The sequence below is a fragment of the Aliivibrio sp. S4MY1 genome, assembly GCF_028765545.1.
Classification (GTDB): Bacteria; Pseudomonadota; Gammaproteobacteria; order Enterobacterales; family Vibrionaceae; genus Aliivibrio.
Genome location: NZ_JARACP010000007.1, coordinates 17,003 through 37,136 on the forward strand (window position 1 = coordinate 17,003; position 20,134 = coordinate 37,136).

At 37.5% G+C, this 20,134-nt stretch carries 16 protein-coding genes; 10 read left to right on the top strand and 6 right to left on the bottom strand.

The features are described from left to right. Positions 1–12 precede the first annotated feature (12 nt). The 4 genes from PVK71_RS09260 to PVK71_RS09275 all read left to right on the top strand — a co-directional run bounded on the left by PVK71_RS09260 (position 13) and on the right by PVK71_RS09275 (position 5,627). The gene (locus PVK71_RS09260; protein ID WP_274418326.1) at positions 13–1,482 is read left to right on the top strand and encodes a lactate dehydrogenase; all 1,470 of its coding nucleotides are present in this window, start codon (positions 13–15) and stop codon (positions 1,480–1,482) included. A gap of 10 nt (positions 1,483–1,492) precedes the next feature. Further along, on the top strand, positions 1,493–2,470 hold the full coding sequence (locus PVK71_RS09265; RefSeq protein ID WP_130046356.1) for a sugar-binding transcriptional regulator: 978 nt from the start codon (positions 1,493–1,495) through the stop codon (positions 2,468–2,470). Positions 2,471–2,580: 110 nt separating this feature from the next. Then, the gene (locus PVK71_RS09270; protein WP_274418325.1) at positions 2,581–4,044 is read left to right on the top strand and encodes an ATP-dependent transcriptional regulator; all 1,464 of its coding nucleotides are present in this window, start codon (positions 2,581–2,583) and stop codon (positions 4,042–4,044) included. Then, entirely contained in the window at positions 4,044–5,627 is a 1,584-nt protein-coding gene (locus PVK71_RS09275; RefSeq protein ID WP_274418324.1) for a GGDEF domain-containing protein, read from the top strand. Before PVK71_RS09270 ends, PVK71_RS09275 begins: the two co-directional genes overlap by 1 nt. 64 nt (positions 5,628–5,691) lie before the next feature. Here PVK71_RS09275 and PVK71_RS09280 read toward each other — a convergent pair whose 3' ends face one another. Together PVK71_RS09280 and PVK71_RS09285 are read right to left on the bottom strand one after the other, a co-directional pair. Next, a complete protein-coding gene (locus tag PVK71_RS09280) occupies positions 5,692–5,883 on the bottom strand; it encodes a hypothetical protein (protein WP_130046353.1) in 192 nt (63 codons plus the stop codon). 478 nt (positions 5,884–6,361) lie between these two features. Further along, on the bottom strand, positions 6,362–8,095 hold the full coding sequence (locus tag PVK71_RS09285) for a bifunctional metallophosphatase/5'-nucleotidase (RefSeq protein WP_274418322.1): 1,734 nt from the start codon (positions 8,093–8,095) through the stop codon (positions 6,362–6,364). Positions 8,096–8,300: 205 nt separating this feature from the next. Between PVK71_RS09285 and PVK71_RS09290 the strand changes: the two genes are divergently transcribed. Next, a complete protein-coding gene (locus PVK71_RS09290) occupies positions 8,301–9,935 on the top strand; it encodes an ATP-dependent endonuclease (protein WP_130046351.1) in 1,635 nt (544 codons plus the stop codon). 65 nt (positions 9,936–10,000) lie between these two features. Here PVK71_RS09290 and aroG read toward each other — a convergent pair whose 3' ends face one another. Beyond that, entirely contained in the window at positions 10,001–11,053 is a 1,053-nt protein-coding gene (aroG, locus tag PVK71_RS09295; protein ID WP_274418321.1) for a 3-deoxy-7-phosphoheptulonate synthase AroG, read from the bottom strand. Positions 11,054–11,305: 252 nt separating this feature from the next. Between aroG and PVK71_RS09300 the strand changes: the two genes are divergently transcribed. The 4 genes from PVK71_RS09300 to PVK71_RS09315 are packed head-to-tail and all read left to right on the top strand — an operon-like array spanning position 11,306 to position 14,551. Next, positions 11,306–12,052, top strand: a complete 747-nt coding sequence (locus tag PVK71_RS09300; RefSeq protein ID WP_274418320.1) for an amino acid ABC transporter ATP-binding protein — start codon at positions 11,306–11,308, stop codon at positions 12,050–12,052. Position 12,053: 1 nt separating this feature from the next. Next, on the top strand, positions 12,054–12,848 hold the full coding sequence (locus PVK71_RS09305) for an amino acid ABC transporter permease (protein WP_274418318.1): 795 nt from the start codon (positions 12,054–12,056) through the stop codon (positions 12,846–12,848). Positions 12,849–12,863: 15 nt separating this feature from the next. After that, a complete protein-coding gene (locus tag PVK71_RS09310) occupies positions 12,864–13,673 on the top strand; it encodes a transporter substrate-binding domain-containing protein (protein ID WP_274418317.1) in 810 nt (269 codons plus the stop codon). Between the two features lie 5 nt (positions 13,674–13,678). Continuing rightward, entirely contained in the window at positions 13,679–14,551 is an 873-nt protein-coding gene (locus PVK71_RS09315) for an amino acid ABC transporter permease (protein WP_274418316.1), read from the top strand. Between the two features lie 89 nt (positions 14,552–14,640). Here the strand turns inward: PVK71_RS09315 and PVK71_RS09320 are convergent, their stop codons facing one another. The 3 genes from PVK71_RS09320 to PVK71_RS09330 all read right to left on the bottom strand — a co-directional run bounded on the left by PVK71_RS09320 (position 14,641) and on the right by PVK71_RS09330 (position 18,381). Continuing rightward, a complete protein-coding gene (locus PVK71_RS09320) occupies positions 14,641–16,506 on the bottom strand; it encodes a methyl-accepting chemotaxis protein (protein WP_274418315.1) in 1,866 nt (621 codons plus the stop codon). Positions 16,507–16,702: 196 nt separating this feature from the next. Further along, positions 16,703–17,383 (bottom strand): hypothetical protein, encoded by a 681-nt coding sequence (locus PVK71_RS09325; RefSeq protein WP_274418314.1) that lies wholly within the window; start codon positions 17,381–17,383, stop codon positions 16,703–16,705. A gap of 92 nt (positions 17,384–17,475) precedes the next feature. Next, a complete protein-coding gene (locus tag PVK71_RS09330) occupies positions 17,476–18,381 on the bottom strand; it encodes a LysR substrate-binding domain-containing protein (RefSeq protein ID WP_274418313.1) in 906 nt (301 codons plus the stop codon). 194 nt (positions 18,382–18,575) lie between these two features. Here PVK71_RS09330 and focA point away from each other — a divergent pair, with 194 nt between their 5' ends. Next, the gene (gene focA, locus PVK71_RS09335) at positions 18,576–20,045 is read left to right on the top strand and encodes a formate transporter FocA (RefSeq protein WP_274418312.1); all 1,470 of its coding nucleotides are present in this window, start codon (positions 18,576–18,578) and stop codon (positions 20,043–20,045) included. Positions 20,046–20,134: the final 89 nt, after the last annotated feature.

Here is a 20,134-nt window from a genome sequence, read left to right on the forward strand (position 1 = left end):
AAGGGGTGTCTAGTGCCGACCGAAAAACTGCCGTTGGCTGCTAAAGGGTTACAACTCAATTTTTGTAAAACATTGGCGTGTGACAATTTTGGTGATAGCGATGAACAACATTATTTAGTTCAACGTACTAACCCTAAGCGACCGGCATTAGTTTGTCGGAAATGTGGCGCTTTTCCTCCCTTAATCAATAATAATGAAGTATTGAATGAACTGGCTCGTCAGCATACCGTTCAATCGCACTCTTTGCCTTCCTGTAATAATTCAAATTGTGATCATTTTGGTCTTGATGTACTAACGCATCGAGAGCTTTATCATGCCTTTGGTTACAGTGGCGATCGCCAACGCTACCGTTGTAAAGCCTGCGCATCTACCTTTGTGGATAAATGGTCAGGAGAAAACCCAAAAAGCCCTATTCAGCAAAAGATTTTAGGTTTTTTATTTACTGGATATTCCGTACGTGAAATTTGCCGTCGATTGGATATAAACCCTAAAACCTTTTACGATCATATTAATCAAATAGCGAATCGCTGCCGTCGTCATATGTCTCTGTTTGATGCTCGATTACAGCACGACAGAACCGAAATTCAACTCGCTTCGAACGCGACCTCATTACAACCAATAAGTAACAATGGCGTATTTTGGTATGCCAGTGCTGAAATGAATTCAGGTTATGTTATTGCACAACATATTAATTACTCAGAATGTGATTCACCAGGAATACAATCTGACCATGACCCTTTTCAGGATAATGCACAATTTTTACCAACCGCTTTTATTGGGGAAGCTAACTCTCAAAGCTCAGTGATGGAGCAATCTATTTTTAAGCGTGTTGATGCGAAGTATCAAGAAATACTAGCAAGAGCAAATGTAGAAGACCCTCTGGGAAACTACGTGTCGCTAAATTATCCATCTAAAGGGGCATTAATTAGACCTCCGTATACCTCTTATGCCCATTTTTTAGAGATCCAACAAGCCTTTGCTCATTGTAAATCTATTGAAATATATATGCCTCAAGAGCCAATGTTGCGTTCGGCTGCAATGTCAGTATTTTTAAATCGAATTACTGAAAACAGCATTGATTTATTATATGTAACCCAAGACACTCAATTCCCACTAGAACAGAGCGGAGAAAAAATTGATATCCACCTTGTTGGTTGGTGGAGAGACCGTTGGGCTTTTACTGAATTAAATGGTTTACACAAAGGTATTTGTCACTTAAATGGGGCAGAGAATAATGAAGTCTACTGGCTTAAACGTGCATCAGCGGCGGCGGCGGCGGAGTATCAAGCTCGATTTTATACTCAGTTTACTACGCTAGTGAATGAACCAAGGCGCAAATTACGTCCTGCCAGCCTTCTTCCACTACTCGATATTTTCAGAGCGTGGCATAATCTCTGTCATCAGGATAAACTTGGCACTACGCCAGCACAAAAGCTTGGGTTGATATCTAAACCAATCACTCTTGCTGAATTATTAAGTTAGGACCATTTGCATGACCTTATTGCCTTCACAAGATCAAACTGAAAACACAGATATGCTGACTGAAATTGCGATTCTTTATTACCAAGAAGGAGCTACTCAAGAAGAAATATCGAAAAAGTTTGGTTTATCTCGCGCCAAAGTAGGCCGAATGCTAAGAAAAGCACGAGAAGAAGGTATAGTCGAAATTACGGTAAAATTCCACCCGGTCTACAGTGCCCAACTAGAACAAAAATTGGTTGAGAAATTCAATCTAAAACGTGCGCTTATTTCGTTGGATCAACCTAATACTAATGAACAACGTAAACAAGTCGCTGCTTTAGTCAGTTCATATCTAAACAATAATTTACAAGATGATATGGCGGTCGCTGTTGGTCAAGGCCAAAATGTAGCTGCCGTTGCTGATCATGCCGGTATTGTCTCTCATCGTAATGCTCGATTCGTTTCTGCTATTGGCGGGACTCATCGCAGCGGTGATATTATTAATGCCGACCATATTTGCCGTCGTTTAGCCAAAAAATACGGCGGCAGTAGTGAGACCCTTTATGCGCCTGCTTATGTGAATGATCCAAACCTTCGCTCAGCCTTTATGGAGCATACCACCATCAAAGAGACCTTAAACCAAGCCCGTAAAGCCGAGTTTGCTTTAGTAGGTATTGGTGATATGGATGAAAATAGCCATATGGTTAAACTAGGATTTTTCACTCCTAAAGAGTTTGTGGAAGCACGATTAAACGATGGTATTGTCGGTGATATCGGTGGTTTTGATTTCTTTAAGTTAGATGGCACAAACGCAGATACGTTAATGCGTGGCCGTGTAATTGGACTTGAAATGGAAGATCTCCGTCAAATATCGAATGTTATTGCCATGGCCAGTGAAAGCCGTAAAGCACTCTCTATTATGGGAGCATTAAGAACAGGTGTTATTGATGTTCTTGCTACCAGCGTTAGTTGTGCAATGGCATTGTTAAACCTTGCTGAAAATGAATAAAGAAAAAACCTCTTTCCTTCCTTTTTAACTGGGTCGCATATCCAGAAAATAGTTCGTGACTTCAATAGATTAGTAAGCTTATATTGAAGAATGAATAAGGAAGGATAGCTGTGAAAGAGTCTAAAAATAAGATCATTTCTAACCTAAAAACACTAGAATTAATCGTCGGAGACGATGTCTCAAATGCACTAAAAGAAGCCAAGTACCAATTAGAGCTCTCAGAAAAAACCCACTTTAAATACGGAACTGCATACTCAAAATTAATCATTTCTATTGCTCATTGGCATTTAATGGATTATCAAGCCGGCTTTAAGTTTGCAAAAGAAGTTTTACAACTTCAACAAGAACTTGAAAATGATGATTTACTTCCATTAATTTTGCATACTTTAGCCTTACATTCGTGGGGACAAGCAAAACTTTTCTCTGCACAACAATACTGGATAAAAGCATTAGAGCAATCTTCTCTTATTGGCAATAATGAAATTGAGATCGAAGCATTAATCGGCCTTGGTAATACTTGGCGTATGACAAACTGTCTTGAACAAGCAAATTCCACCCACAATATTGCTGCGCAGCGTGCCAATTATTATCGTGTTCCTCATTTAGAAGCCAAAGCTTATATCCTACAAGCTTGGGATAGTTACTTATTATGCGATTACCAAGCAATGCTGCCGATTTTATTCAAAGCAGAGAAGTTGCTAACAGGCAGCTCTAATTTAACTTGGAAAGCTGAAATCTACGACTTTCGAGGCCTTGCTTTTCTCGGTCTAGACGATCTTGATTCTGCACAAAAATGTTGTAGTTTAGCCAATCAACTTGCGATTCAGCATGATCTTATATGGATGAAAGCTCACTCTGCCATTAGTTTAGCTCGAGTCGCTTCAGCTCAATCTCATTTCACCTTAGCTTATCAGTTATTAACTGACGCGGAAGTCATCGCCCAGCAGTTTGACAAAGGGGAACTGCGCTCTCAAATTTGCCTTGAACAATCTAGGATAGCTGAACTAACTCAAAATTTTGAGCTCGCTCTATATTCTTACAAACGCTATCGTCAATATGAAATTGCATTAATTCAAGAGCAGTCAAGCTCTTTAGGCCGTGATAAAACCAGCACTTCAAAAGATCGGTTGAATATTCGAGCAAAAAATTTAATTCAGCGCATCGAAATGCAGTTGAAATTCAATTCAATGTCATCACTTACCTATTTATTACCACGAGAGAAATGGCAAGCACACTTTCAATCAATACTCACAAATATATTATCTGATGAATATCATTTAATTACGATAACTGACCCTTCAGAAGATAAAATTAATAACCTTATGTTATTAGGTCATCATTATTGCAAACATGGGGATAGTATTACTCGTTTAAATAATACTGAAATTGCTATTCTTATTAACGAAAATAAAAACAAATCTCAACAGATCGCGCATTCAATATCAACGCTGATTTCAACTTATCCCTGGTCTCGTTACTCTCTAAATTTATCAATACCATCAGTTACACATTTTAGTTTGCATGAATTAAATCATCACGCAACATTATCCCAAATGCAAATGGAGATCGTATAGTGGATAATCTGTTAACTCGCATTTCATCTAAAGGAATAGACTTAATGGCACTTAACTCTCAGCAGTCATTAATGCTCTGGCACTATATTGTTGATGAGTTTGCGGAGTCTGATACTGAAAAAGCATATGCTCTACTGATGTGCTCTGAATTTGAAGTTGAATTCAATCAAACACAAAAAAGCATACAGCATTTACAGCGGGCTTTATTACTTTTATCTCTACCCCATAATATTGATCTAATATTACAGATCTACTCTTCCCTCAGTTATAGATATACTGATATTGGAGAATACCAATCTGCTTTAGATAGCTTATATTCTCTTTCTAAACTTGCTGTTGATTTTGGAGATAATGAATTTTATATTCAGTCAATTTTAGGGATAGGTAATTTATGCTCTATATATGGCGACCATTTAAAAGCATTACGTTACTATCAAAAAATAGAATCATTAAGTAAAAGCATACAAAGTAATAACCTTTCATTACGTTATCGGCTATATATTGTAGCTTGTTTATTAGACCTAAATAGATTATCAAAAGCAAAGCAGTTATTAAATGAATGTCATGTTATTAAATATGTGTCTGACGATCTCCAACTAATGATGCAGGTGCAATTGTATTCAGCTAAATTACTTCGATTACAAAATAAACCTCAAACAGCATTAGATGCATTAATTGTATTTCGTAAAGAAAATATTAACCTAGATTCGTTTCCATGGTTGAACAAACTCTTTTCTATTGAGGCATCCTATTGCCTTATTCAATTGCAACGTGGAGAGTTAGCCGATGTTCTAATCACTCATCAATTAAAGCGAACTAAAAAATATTCGCAAGGTTATTATATCCGTCAATTATTGGATGTAAAAAGTGATGCACTTGCAAGTTGTCATAATTTTTCAGCAGCGCTTGAATGCGAAAAAGAAGCACATCAGCTTACTGTTGCTATAGTTAAACACTTCCCTATCAATGAACTTGGCGGGCATGCTTTACGTCGCTTAACTCGCTTAGAGCTGCAACTCCGCTTAAATATATCTGAATCTGAAAACATAAAGCTCAAAAAAGTATCAGATGAACAAAAAGATACAGTAGCTAAATTACAAAAAGATGTATTCCACGACAGTTTAACTAAACTATTTAATCATCGCTGGTATAAATCAACCTTTGCTAACGAGATTAAGCCTAAATTAGCAACCTATCAACTTCTTGTCATTGATATCGATAATTTTAAATCTATCAATGATGAATACTCTCACCTTACTGGTGACGTTGTACTTAAGTTGGTTGCACGAATCATTGAAGAATCATCAGGCTCTAATAATTATGCTTTACGATACGGTGGTGAAGAATTTATCATCATTGTTGCTTCAAATGATCAACAATATGGTAAAGAAATAGCGGATCGCTGCCGCTTAAGCATTTCTAATTTTGATTGGCACGAGACCTTGCAAGACAGGCTTGTTACTGTAAGCATAGGTATGACGGTATGCCAGCATAATGAAGATATAAATACAACCTTCCTACGAGCTGACAAAGCATTATACCAAGCTAAGCGTTCAGGAAAAAATAGAGTTTGTATTTACTAAAAAGAATATTAAACAAAAACTAAAAAGCCAGCATTCATGCTGGCTTTATTTATTAATGAAATACTTAACGATATAGACCAAGATCTTTTTGTAAGTGTTCCGATAATTCTGCAGTGTAATGTGTCGATGTTGTTTGGCCTTTGCCAAATAAAACATCAACAAAATGAGCAATCAATCCTTTGATATTTACTGAGTAGGCCTTCTTATCCAAAGAAGAAGTAGCGATGGTATTAACGTTCATTGCTGCTTGTGCCATGATTGCCTCACTTAAAAGTTATTTTCGATTAGATGAGTTGATTTTAAGACTAATTTTACTGCTCAAAAAATGACTTTTTCTCTAAACTAATATTAGTTTTTCTAATGTAAAAATTACATTTAAAGGCAATCAAAATAAATGCATATAAAATCACAGTGTACAATAAATTTGAATAATAAATCACTAAATAAGAAGATTAAGCGGTTCGAGATGAATATATTATTTTACATGTTTCGAAATTGTTAACTAAAATGAATCTCAACTACATTAGCTCTATTAGCCTAATGTAATAAGGCCCTCTTAAGTTAGAGGGCCTTATTATTATCCAGAGAATTGGACAAAGTAGGCAATAACGGCCCAGGCAGAAAACCACGCTACGACCAAAAGTTTATCGGATAAATCACCATCCATACAAAAACCTATTCAATTAATTCAAATTTACTCATCTCATTTGGATTAATAGCAAAGCTCATGCCAATTAAACAAGCACTCGTTTATTTTTGTGATACTGATTCAAACAAGCTGTTGGTTTCGCCAAATTAGGGTAATGTGATAAATAATCGATAAAACAATCGGCCATTGAAAAGGTCGTTGTTACACACTCACGTTCTTTATTGAGTAAAGGTGCATAACCTTCTTTACCTTTGATGGTATAAGCGGTTGATGTCCCGAAATATACCTGTTCATCAAGGATAGGTGCCCAACCAATATCTTGGTGATAAATGCTGAACTCAGTAATACGTTGGCCACTTGGCTTACTTGCTTCATAACAATAACGCATCTGTGATACATAAGGAAAACTACCTGAACCACTGCCAATAATCCCGTTATCCGTAGCATTGTCTATAGCTCCTTCAATTGCCGCTTTAAGGTGCCGCCCTTTGATACTATAGATGACAATCGGTATGGCAAAAGGCAAAACTTTTCCGGCAATATCAGAATAGGTGATATCACCTTGATTTAAGCCAGAACGCACTCCGCCTGCATTATGCATTGCGAATTGAACCCGATTATCCAATTGATGAGCCTTTGAATAAAAAGACTCTACAACCCATGGAGCAATATCACTTTGGCCTTTATCATCAGGGATCCGACGGTGTGATAAGTCTTCCATACAGTGACCAATTACTTTTTGAGAAAGTCGATCAACCTCACCACGGTATTTATCGATTAATAATGTTTCTATCTTAAGATCTTTTTCACAGACCTCTGCTAGGTCGAATGAATTAATCAATGCTAGTGTCTTTGATAAATGAGGTTCATCCATTTTTTGGGTGCATGCTTTGTCTTTGTAGGTCATATTATCCAAAAGTAAAATATTACGGCCATTAAAACTCAATAACTCACCATCTTCAGAGTATTCTAAATCACAATAGCCAAGTGCAAGTGCGTGGCATCCAGCCTGAACAATATGTGTGTCATTAACAAGCTCACCGTAGTTATCACGAGCCTCTAAACCAACATTTGAAAAATCACCTTGCAACACGTGACTATGCCCTCCAATGATCAAATCAATACCATTGACCACTTTTGCTAGTTGTTTATCCCCCTCATAACCAAGGTGACTAACAATGATGACATTAGTTATGCCTTGAACGGCTAAGTAGTCAACGGTGTTCTGTGCTGTTTTAATAGCATTCATAAATGGCGTATCAGGATCTGGGCTTGCTAATACGTCCATTTGATCTATGGTTAAACCAAATACTGCGACATCCAAATTTCCTACTTTTTTAATCAAGTAGTTTGCAATACCGAGTGTTGGATTAAAATCTAATATTCGTTCTTGTTGTTTTAATTGATGGCCCTTAGTTTGATCTTCCTGGCTTAAATCCCAATTACCCATAAGAATAGGAAAATGGGTATTGGCAATAAAGTCACTGACTAATTCATTACCTAAATCAAACTCATGATTACCAAGAACCATACCATCTAAAGGGAGTTGATTTAGTAAATCTGCATTGGCCTTTCCCTTATATAAAGAGAAATATAAGGTCCCTTGAAAACAATCGCCAGCATGGAAAAAAACGGTATTTCCCCCTTTTGCTTCCTCGGTAAGGAGTGAGACTTGGTGAGATATTCGCGCAAATCCACCACATTTAATATAATATTTCTCACCAACATCACTGTGTAATGCGATCACTGATTCATCAAAATAAGAGTGTGTATCATTAATATGCATCACTCTTAAAACATGATTCTTTTGATTTTTCATTGATTTCATATCCTGTCTAGAACCGTATTTCAATTTAAGCAATCAGTTCACGGTAAACCATTTTTATAAACAATGCGTTAATTGGTAATATTTAAATACTTGGTCACTCATCTATCAGTATAATTGATAAATGTGACTGCCATTGTGCTTTCATCGATTCAGTTGCTATATAGTTATTTATATAAGTCTCTGATAAGGAAGTGCTATGCTCTTAGAACGAATCGAAGTTTCAGGATTTAGAGGCATCAAACGCTTATCTCTTTCTTTTGAACAATTGACGACCTTGATTGGCGAAAATACATGGGGAAAGTCATCGTTACTTGATGCCCTATCTATCGCCTTGCCTGTGTCTGGAGAGCTTCATCAGTTTACGTTAAAAGATTTCCATCAAGATCATTCCATCTCTTACACCCAAGACCAGCATATTCAAATTATTATTAGCTGGAAAACCACTGAAAACAACGAACATAAAGCAGGTCGTTACAGAAAGTTGTCTAGTTTATGGCAATCTAACCACAATGACCATGCTCAACGAATTTATTATCGCATTAGCGCAACGAATAATGAGGGAAAGATTAGCTCATCAAGTTCGTTTCTCGATAATGAAGGCAATGTTTTACGTTATCATAAAATTGAAAGTCTAGTGACTGAGTTAATACGCCTTCATCCCGTCATTCGTATTCGAGATTCTCGTCGCTTACAACCAGACGATACGCTTGATACCCTTTCTAATGACCGAATTGAACGACGAATAAATAATACCTGTCGTCGACTTATCACCGCTCCAGGCCAAGTAAATAGTGGCGAAATTAAAAGCGCCTTGCATTCTATGCAGTCTTTAGTGGAACATTACTTTGCATTTAAAGGACATAAAAGAAACGAGCAACACAAAATTCATGATGATCTCTTTTTTGGTCAAAAAACAGAAGGTGTTTCACTAACCCAGTTTATTAATCAAAACAAAAATAAACAAACTAAGCTCCTTCTACTTGGGCTGTTAAATACTTATCTAAGAGCTAAAGGGCCTAACACACTAAAAAAATCAGCTCGCCCTCTCATGATCATCGAAGATCCAGAAGGACGGTTACACCCAACACAGTTAATTCAAGCTTGGTCCTTGCTTAATCATATTCCCATGCAAAAGATATTGACCACAAATAGCAGTGAATTATTGAGTGCCGTTCCTCTATGCTCTATACGTAGATTAGTCAGAGAATCAGACTCGACATCAAGCTATTCTATCTCTCCAACCAGCTTATCTCGTGATGATTTACGACGCATTACGTTTCATATTCGCTTTCAACGTTCTAATGCCTTATTTGCGCGTTGCTGGTTATTGGTTGAGGGGGAAACCGAGGTATGGTTATTTAATGAGATGGCTCGCCTTCTAGGATATAACTTAGCAGCCGAAGGGGTACAGATCATTGAATTTGCACAATCAGGATTAAAGTCATTAATTAAAGTAGCAAAAGCACTTCATATTGAATGGCACGTTGTAACCGATGGTGATGCTGCTGGTAAGAAGTATGCGTTTGCAGTTAAAAATCAATTAGGTAATGAGCATGAACGACATCGACTCACTGAATTACCGCGTAAAGACATCGAACATTATCTTTATTACAATGGTTTTGAGGATTTATTTAGAGAACTTTCTAATATCTCAAAGGATCAGCCGATCCCTCCGAAAAAAATCATTATTAAAGCATTAAAAAAATATGCGAAACCTGATCTAGCCTTAGCGATTGTCCAATATAGCGAAGAACAAGGTGTTGATATCATTCCATTGTTATTACGTTGGACTTTAAAAAGAACGGTAACCATGGCAAAAGGTCAAGGGTGATCCATTTTTTATGCTAAAAAAACGCCAGTCATAAGAATGGCTGGCGCTTCATTATTCTAAATAACTTAATTATTTCGGCGAGCAGTAACCGCATCCGCTAATTGGCGCAGTACGGTTTCTGTATCATCCCAACCAATACACGCATCGGTGATTGATTGACCATAAGTCTCAGCTTTACCGCAAACTAAATCTTGACGTCCTTCAACAAGATGACTTTCAATCATGACACCAAATACTGCGTCTTCACCACCAGAAATTTGACCACAAACGTCATCAGCAACAACCATCTGACGCTTAAAGTCTTTTGAGCTGTTCGCATGACTAAAATCAATCATCACTTTTTCAGGTAAACCTGAAGCGGCTAGTTGCTCTTTCACTGGCTTAACATGATCTGCGCTGTAGTTTGGCTCTTTACCACCACGAAGAATGATATGGCAGTCAGGGTTACCGGCCGTTTCAATAATTGCAGAGTGACCATATTTAGTTACTGATAAGAAATGGTGAGAAGATCCTGCTGAGCGGATTGCATCAGTGGCAATTTTAATGTTGCCGTCAGTACCATTTTTAAAACCAACAGGACAAGAAAGACCTGAAGATAGCTCACGGTGAACTTGCGACTCAGTTGTACGTGCTCCGATAGCACCCCAGCTGATTAAGTCACCCATGTATTGTGGGGTGATCATATCTAGGAATTCACCAGCAGTAGGTAACCCCATATCAGTAAGATCAAGCAGCAACTTACGTCCCATACGTAGACCATCATTTAACTTAAATGAATCATCCATGTACGGGTCATTGATTAACCCTTTCCAACCGACTGTTGTTCGTGGTTTTTCAAAATAGACACGCATAACAACTTCAAGACGATCGCCTAACTCATCACGTAATGTTTTAAGTTTTGCACCGTACTCTAAAGCCGCTTCAGTATCATGAATTGAACACGGGCCAATAATAACAAGAAGACGATCATCATTACCTTGTAAAATATTATGGATAGCTTCGCGAGATTGGAATACGGTTTTCGCCGCAATCTCAGTCGCAGGGAATTTTTCTAAAATAGCTACAGGCGGTAATAGTTCTTTTACTTTATTAATTCGTACATCATCAGTTTGATACATTGCTTCTCTTCCATTTATTTATGCAGTTTATTGTTTATATACTGCATCTTTATTCTCCATACTGTTAACGTAACGTGTCTTTAACTGTTGTGCAATGGTTAATTTAATATAAATTTGCTCTCAGCTGATTTTTAACATTTAGCAGGTATAACTTCATATTTTGATTAAAAATCAATCACTCCATTAAGAATCACTTCTTTAGCTTTATGAATATGTTACAGTAAGTTTAGTTCTCAAATGCTAGGATGAATTGTGACTAATAAAAATACAAATAAAGCCAATATCATTGAATTTAAGACCGTAGATAAGTACTACGGACAATTTCATGCATTAAAAAATATTACTCTTTCTATTAGCGAAGGGGAGAAAGTTGTTATCTGTGGACCTTCTGGCTCAGGAAAATCCACTCTTATTCGTTGCATCAATGCGCTAGAATCCATTCAAAGTGGTACTCTGTCACTCTTTGAGCAACCGCTCTCATCAAAACAATTAATGAATGGCCAAGTGGGCATGGTATTCCAACACTTTAATCTATTCCCTCACTTAACGGTATTAGAAAACCTAACTTTGGCACCAATTAAAACATTAAAATTATCAAAAAAAGTGGCCATCGAGCGTGCTTTAATCTATTTAGAACGTGTGAATATTGCAGAACAAGCAGATAAATACCCTTCTCAGCTTTCTGGTGGACAACAACAACGAGTCGCGATCGCTCGATCTCTGTGTATGGAGCCTCAAATCCTTCTGTTTGATGAACCGACATCTGCACTTGATCCTGAAATGATCAGCGAAGTATTAGACGTTATGTCAGATCTGGCTAAAGAGGGAATGACCATGGTCTGTGTCACGCATGAAATGGGCTTTGCTAAGAAAGTAGCAGACCGTGTGGTATTTATGGATGAAGGCGAAATCCTTGAAATTGCTGAGCCTGAGCAGTTCTTTGACAACCCACAACACCAACGTACTCAACAATTTTTAAACCAAATCTTAAGTTACTAATATGCTTCGTTTAAAAACCATTTTTTCACCAGTGCTCTCTGCTTTATTGCAAATCAGTTTATTAGCTGCCGCACTTTACTGGATTTTAAATAGCGGTGCTCAAGCCATGAACTACCAATGGCAATGGGATCGCGTACCTGATTTTCTGTTTTTTTATGAAGATGGCGAATGGTTCCCAGCTGAGCTTATTGAAGGCCTACTCGTAACTTTGCACATTTCAGCCATTAGCGCCATTGCCACTTTAGTCATCGCATTAATAACCGCTTTATTACGCCTTTCGAATTCAATCGTAGGTCGAAGTATCGCCACCTTATATATCGAACTAATACGTAATACGCCTTTACTTGTGCAAATCTACCTACTCTATTTTGTTTTTGGGCCATTTCTAGATTTAGATAGATTCACAACCGCAGTACTTGCTTTGGCTCTATTCCAAGGAGCCTATACCGCTGAGATTTTACGTTCAGGGTTAATCAATTTACCAAAAGGACAATTTGAAGCCTGTAAAACGTTAGGGCTATCTTCATTCAATAGCTATCGCCATGTCATATTACCCCAAGTGGTAAGAAAAACATTGCCTTCATTAACGAATGAATTAGTTTCTTTAGTCAAAAACTCTTCTATAGTCAGTGTGATGGCTATTTTTGACTTAACAACCGAGGGACGAAATATCGTCTCCGATACGGCAATGCCTTTTGAAGTTTGGTTTACTGTCGCCGCTATCTATCTCATTATTACATTAACACTTTCTGGGCTATCAGCTTGGTTAGAACACCGCATGCACAATGCATATTAATGGAGAACCACTCGCATGAAGCAACTATTCACATCATTACTCAGCCTAAGCTTACTATTTAGTAGCTCAGTATTTTCAGCATCGTCATCAGACAGCACACCTAATCTTGATAAAATTCAAGAAAGAGGAACTCTTAAAGTTGGTTTAAGTACTTTTGTGCCTTGGGCTATGCGAGATAAACAGGGCGAACTTATTGGCTTTGAGGTCGATGTTGCAAAACGTTTAGCAAAAGACTCAGGCTTAAAAATTGAATTTATTCCAACCGCTTGGGATGGGATCATCCCCTCTCTTATTTCAGGGAAATTCGATGTCATCATTGGTGGCTTAACCATTACTGACGAGCGTTCAAAAAGTGTTTTATTTACTGTTCCTTACTCGCACTCTGGCGTTCAAGTTGCAGCGAACAAACAACTAACTGACGGCTTTACGCGTGAACAGTTTAATTCTCGTCGTGTTAAATTTGCAGCACGTCGTGGCTCAATTACGGTTGCGGCAATTAAAGAAAACTTCCCTAAAGCAAAAGTGCTTCAATTTGATGATGAAGCACAAGCTTTCCAAGAAGTATTAAATGGCAATGCTCATGCGGTAGCGGCTTCTACGCCAAAACCTGAATTTGATTCCATCAAATACGCTGATATCTTATATCTACCTTTTAAAGAGCGTTTATCACAAGGTAATGAAGCGTTTGCTGTTCGCCTTGGAGAAGAAGATAAAAAAGCTTATTTTGATGCGTGGATCCAAGCCCGTACTGAAGATGGTTGGCTACAAGAGCGTTATGATTACTGGTTTACTAGCCTAAATTGGCAAACACAAACAGCGAACTGATTACCATGCAGCAAAGAGTTTCTTTAAAACTGAATCGATTAGATTGGATATTACTGGCTATTATTTCCAGCGTTGTATTTTGGTTATTTACAAAAGAAAGTGGCACACTCGCTTATCATTGGCAGTGGTCTCGTGCTTTTGATTTGCTGTTTACACGCAAGCCTGATGGTTCATTGCCCTACTTCTTCGATGGTGTATTCTCAACACTACGCCTCACATTTTGGGGAATGCTCTTTGCATTACTATTTGGTGTCCTACTGGGTTTAGGACGCCGTTCATCCCTTGCTGTCATTAGATCTTTATCAAACAGTTACATTCAGCTAATTCGGAATATTCCGCCATTAGTATTTATCTTCATTTTCTATTTCTTTATTGCAAATCAATTAGTGCCATTACTTGGACTGGAATCTTTGCTTAGGGACCACAATGGGAACATTAACGCGCTTCAATCGTTTCTATTTGGCTCTGCCAATTTATGGGAAAACTTAGCTTCAGGCGTACTTTGTATCGGAATGATTTCTGCCGCCTATATTGGTGAGGTTGTACGCTCTGGTTTAGATGTAATCCCGCGAGGTCAACATGAAGCAGCCAAAAGTTTAGGCTTATCCACTTGGCATCGCTACCGCTATATTATTGCACCTCAAGTATTTAAAATGATCACTCCACCTCTTGCTGGTCAATGCATTTCATTAGTGAAAGACTCATCGATCATTTCACTCATATCTATTCAAGAATTAACATTTGTTGGAACTGAAATTGCCAACTCAAGCGGTATGATTTTTGAGGTGTGGATAGTGGTCGCTTTTTGCTATTTTATTCTTTGCTTTACGTTATCACGCCTATTTGCTTATTGGGAACGTGATAAAACAGCTGTTTAGAGAAACCAACAGACAAATAAAAAAGCTCAGAGTCATCCCTGAGCTTTGGTATCAATTTTTCTGATAATAGTAATAAACTATATAAATTTTTATACCGTAAATCTATTCATGATTTTTTCTTGGCTTTCAACTAATGCCACTTGCTCAGCTATTGCAGCGCCTGCACCTTGTGCTGCTTCATGAACTAATATCGACAAGTCTTTAATATTTACTGTTTTTCCATTAATTTCTTCAGCCACATGACTTTGCTCCTCTGCTGCGGAGGCAATATGAATATTCATATCGTTAATTTGTTGAATTGTTTCTCTGATCTGAGCTAATGCGTCCGCTGTTTGTTGTGCTTTCTCTACAGTTAATTCTGCTCGTTGTTGGCTACTCGACATTGAAGCTGATACTTTTGATGCCCCTGATTGAAGTTGATCAATCATGGTTGCAATTTCAGTCGTGGATTGCTGAGTACGCTGTGCTAACGTTCTCACTTCATCAGCAACAACGGCAAAACCGCGACCAGCCTCACCTGCTCGTGCTGATTCTATTGCCGCATTCAGAGCTAACAGGTTAGTTTGTTCTGCAATATCATTAATAACCCTTAGGATAGAGCCAATACTGTCAGTAGCTTGCTCTAGCTTTTCAACTTCGCTTACCGCTTGATTAATATTTTCTGATAAATCTGTTATTTCTTCTGATGTTTGATTCAACACTATCATTCCATGCTCAGTAGCATTATCCGCTTGTTTGGCATATTCAGCGGCATTTTGAACATTACCCGCAACATCAACAGAGGTCGCTGCCATTTCATTCATTGCAGTTGCAAGTTGTTCCAGTTCCATCATTTGGGTATTCATTGCATTTTCTGATTCAGTTGCACCAGAGGAAATTCTTTGAGCCCCTTCAGTTAATTTATGACTTAATTCTTTTGTTTCAGTAACTTGAGTCTGTAAATTAGAAATAAATTGGTTAAACCCTTCTGCCAAAGGAGAAAATTCAGGGTCTATATTCGTATCTAAACGTTGACTTAAATCTGCTTCACCAGAAGCAACATTGTGAATGGCATTATTTAATGTTTGAACTGGACGAATAAGACGAGTAATAAAAATAAGCATTAATGTAATAGCGACAATAACAGCTATTACAGAATAAATTAATGAGTCATTCTTTAATTCATTAATCTGTTGAAATACTTTCTCTTCATTTAAAACCACACCAATCGACCAAGGATGGCCATTAATAGAAGTAAATGATATATCGTGAGCTACCCCATTAATCTCCGTCGTTTGTAACCTTGAATTTAATTGGATATTTGGTAAAAATGATGTCATTGATTTACCGTTGAATTGGCTATCCGGATGAGCAATTACCGTCCCCGTATTGTCTACAATAAACAAATAACCAGCATCGAATAGTTCGACTTGGTTTACTAATTCCGCGAGGCTACTTAAACTTAAATCAAAAAATATTGATCCAATAAACTGACCATTTTCTTTCACAGCAGTACCAATTGAAATTAAAATCTCACCAGTAAGTGCATCTTCATAGGGTTCAGTGATTATTGTTCCATTATTTTGTTTTGCAGATTTATACCACCCGCGAGTCCTTGCATCATAACCCTGAGGGTCCCACGTTGGATCATTACTAATAAAATTATGCCCATCTTCAAAGCCAATTCCTGCCAGAACAAAAGCACTCTTAACTTGAGGTTGACTCAGTACTATCTCAAGCGCATTTGAGTTTAAGTTACTTTCAGCAATTGCTGTTACATATTCTGCCAGTAATGTTTTCCCGGCTAATTCAGCGTTAACGGTAGTTCGAACCCCATCAACAATTTCATGAATACTGGATTGAACTTCATACTCAACCTCTTTTTTCATATTAAGGTATTGCACCGTACTTAATAGGGCCAACGTGACAGTCATAATAACTGAAAAGGCCAGAATAATTTTGTGTCGAAACTTCATAGATACTTCCCTATTTCTAACAATCCACGCTTTTTATAGTTCACATAATCTAATGATTTAAACTTATTAATAAACCCAACAATAACATTTTTGCAACAGATGTCTCATTTATAAAAAGACAAAAAAAAAGCAGCTACTTTATCTAGTAACTGCTTATTATTTAAATTCAATGAGTTATAGAAATCAAAATACACTTTTAATTAATTTGTTGAATCTCTTCCAATCTATTTGTATTTACCGTGAATACTCTAAAAATAAAGATCGTATTCATCATAGATAACACTACTTCAGCTATTGAAAACACAAACGACAACACTGGAGATTGTAAGCCTAATTGGCTTAAACCATATTCTAGTGTCCACATTAAACCCGTAGTAAAACCAAAGATAATCACCAAACCTTTAAAGAGGATCCAATAATTGTCTTTTGTATCATGCCAACCTAGTTTAATTGCATCCATTGTTTTCTCTTTATACAGTACACAATAAATTTCTGTAAACGAGAAACGAGCCATTAAATAAAGACCGGGTAAAATAAGCGCAATAAAACCAGTTAAAATAGCAAGTCCTAAAATGATATTCATCAATACAAACGAAAACCACGTTTTGGCAGGGATCTGATACAACTGACTAAATGGGACACGACGACCATCAAAAGAGTAAGCGATATAATAGAGAATCGCCCCTTTATAGAAAGGATAGATCGTCAGAATAAACAGCATATAAAATAAAAATTGGCTTGAACCATCTTCTTCATTAAAACTCAATGCTATTCCATTTGTAATGAGTGCAAACGGTAGAACAAGAATACAGAAAGCAATAAAATGCTTTTTGAAGTAATTGAAGCTGTCCATCAATAAAACTGATAAAGCTGGCATCTCTTTTTATCCCTAAATGTGTGTATAAATCATGGTTATCTACATGAGAATAGCAAATAACAGACAAAGTAAGAAGTTGATTTATTAGATACCTATCGAATTATATTGTGGTCTTTAATCATTCGGATCCCTTCACGACGAATACAACTACTAATAGGGTTCTGATCCATGCTGGCACGCCAAATAAATGAGAGTGTACGTTCCATGTTTAATTCAGGCACATTCAAGGCTACCAGCTCACCACGCTCAATATACTTAACAACATCTAAATACGGTAAACAGCTTAAATATTGACCATTTGCCACTAATGTTCGCAATACTGGTACATGTTCATACTCACGCCAAACATCTAAGTCAGGAATTTTATCGTGGATTGCACTATCAAAAATAGTTCGTGTTCCCGCACCATGCTCACGTAACACCCATTTAGCTTGCTCTAATTGAGCTAAACTCACGGTTTCGTGCTTTGCAAAAGGATGATGTGCCGCAGCAACAATAATCAAATGGTCTTTACAGAACACTTCCTGATGAATTCGGCTATCATCACAGCGACCTTCTATAATACCCAGCTCATATTTGTAATCTAACACGCCATTAATGATCCCTGAGGTATTTTTTACCCCTAAAGAGATACGTATTTCAGGAAAATCATTATCAATATTACTGATAAGGTTTGGAACCAAGTGTTCCGCTGCCGTTTGACTCGCTCCCAGAGACAATTCACCACTGATTAGGTGCTGATCATAAAAGCCTAATTCTATCTGTTGTGCATCATGGATAAGCTTTTTCGCTTTAGGTCGAAGCCATACCCCCCAATGGGTTAACGCCATTCGCTTACCATTGCGTTCAAATAAAGATCGTCCTAACATTTTTTCTAATTGCGACAAGGACATACTGGTTGCCGACTGAGTTAATGACAACATTTCAGCAGCCTGACTAACACTTCCTGTTGTTGCTACGGCATCAAAAACGGCCAACTGCTTTAATGAGTAACGCATAACTATCTCTTTTATAAGAATTTATTTTAAAACAATCATACCACTTCATCCCCATCAAGAAAACTGATATAGAACTTAAAAACAATCAATTTTACCTTCCGTGTATTTACTCATAATCTAAATGGGCTCAAGCAGAACAGGAACGAACACAACGTTTGAGCTTATTAATAATCACAACAACTTAAGGAGGACAAATGAGCGCTAACCACAGTCCAAATACTTCTGGACAATTTAATCCCAGTGAAATGATGGACCAAGCAGCTTATTACGCTCTTGCTAAATCAAAGAAGCCAACAAGCATGGTCATTGGCTTAGCAATTATGGCTGGTGTATTTATCGGTATTGCTTTCATTTTCTATATCACAGTCACAACAGGGAACTCACAAACGGGCTGGGGAATAAGTCGATTTGCTGGCGGTTTAGCATTTAGCTTGGGATTAATACTGGTTGTCATTGGTGGCGGAGAGCTTTTTACCAGCTCTGTACTTTCAGCCATTGCGGTTGCAAATAAGCAAATTAGCTTTGGAAAGATGCTAGGAATATGGGGAAAGGTTTACATCGGTAATTTTATCGGCGCAAGCTTACTACTTGCTTTAGTCGTTTCAGCAGGAATGTATCAAAACGATGGCGGTCAATGGGGATTAAATGCCCTAAACATTGCTCAACATAAATTACATCACCAACCATTAGAGGCTTTTACTCTAGGTATTTTATGTAATTTATTGGTTTGTCTCGCTGTTTGGATGACGTTTTGCTCAACGAACATGTTAACTAAAGCTGTCATGGTTATTTTACCTGTTGCGATGTTTGTTAGTAGTGGCTTTGAGCACTGTGTTGCCAATATGTTTATGGTCCCATTAGGTATTGCGATTCAACAATTAGCTCCACCTGAGTTTTGGTTGTCTGTTGGTGCATCACCTGAACAATACGCTGATTTAAATATTATTAACTTTATTACTGCCAATTTAATTCCGGTAACTCTTGGAAATATTGTCGGCGGTGCTGGTCTAGTAGGCCTAGGTTATTGGGCCATTTTTAGTCGTCCACAACTTAATGCAGTACCTGATTCACAAATTACTCCACTTTTTACCGATTCGGACACAAAGGAAATTACTAATATGAACGCGAACAAAACAGTAAATCAATTTATGGATATTAACGCTTACGTACTTCGCCCTGAAATGCCTGTTGAAATTGCATTAGACAACCTATTAGATCGTCATCTTTCTGGTGCAATCGTTATTAACAGTCATAATGAAGTTGTTGGTTTCTTTTCTGAACACGATGTATTGGTTGAATTGTGGTGTGAAGATTATTTACCAGAACAAGGGCGCACTGTTGCTGATTTAATGAAGACGGATATCACTAGTATTTCACCTAAAGATACTCTACTTCAATTAGCTGAATTTTACGCAATTGATAAAGCAACATTATACCCAACAACAGATATGGGCTATGTAACAAGCTACAGCACTCTATCAGTTAATGACCGTGCTCGTGATATGCGCATCGCTAAACCTCGTATCTTACCTGTTATTGAAGATAATAAATTCGTTGGTATTGTCACTCGTGGTCATGTCATTGCTCAATTACGTTCAATCTACGGTGAACGAATGGAAGTAGTAAAATCTCATGAAGAAGAAATTGAAGCCGTTGTAGCTTAAAACTCGATTAAAATATGACAACGCTTTATGGCTAAAATAAGGGAGCTGATTATCAGCTCCCTTTTGTATAAGAATAAGAAAAATAACAG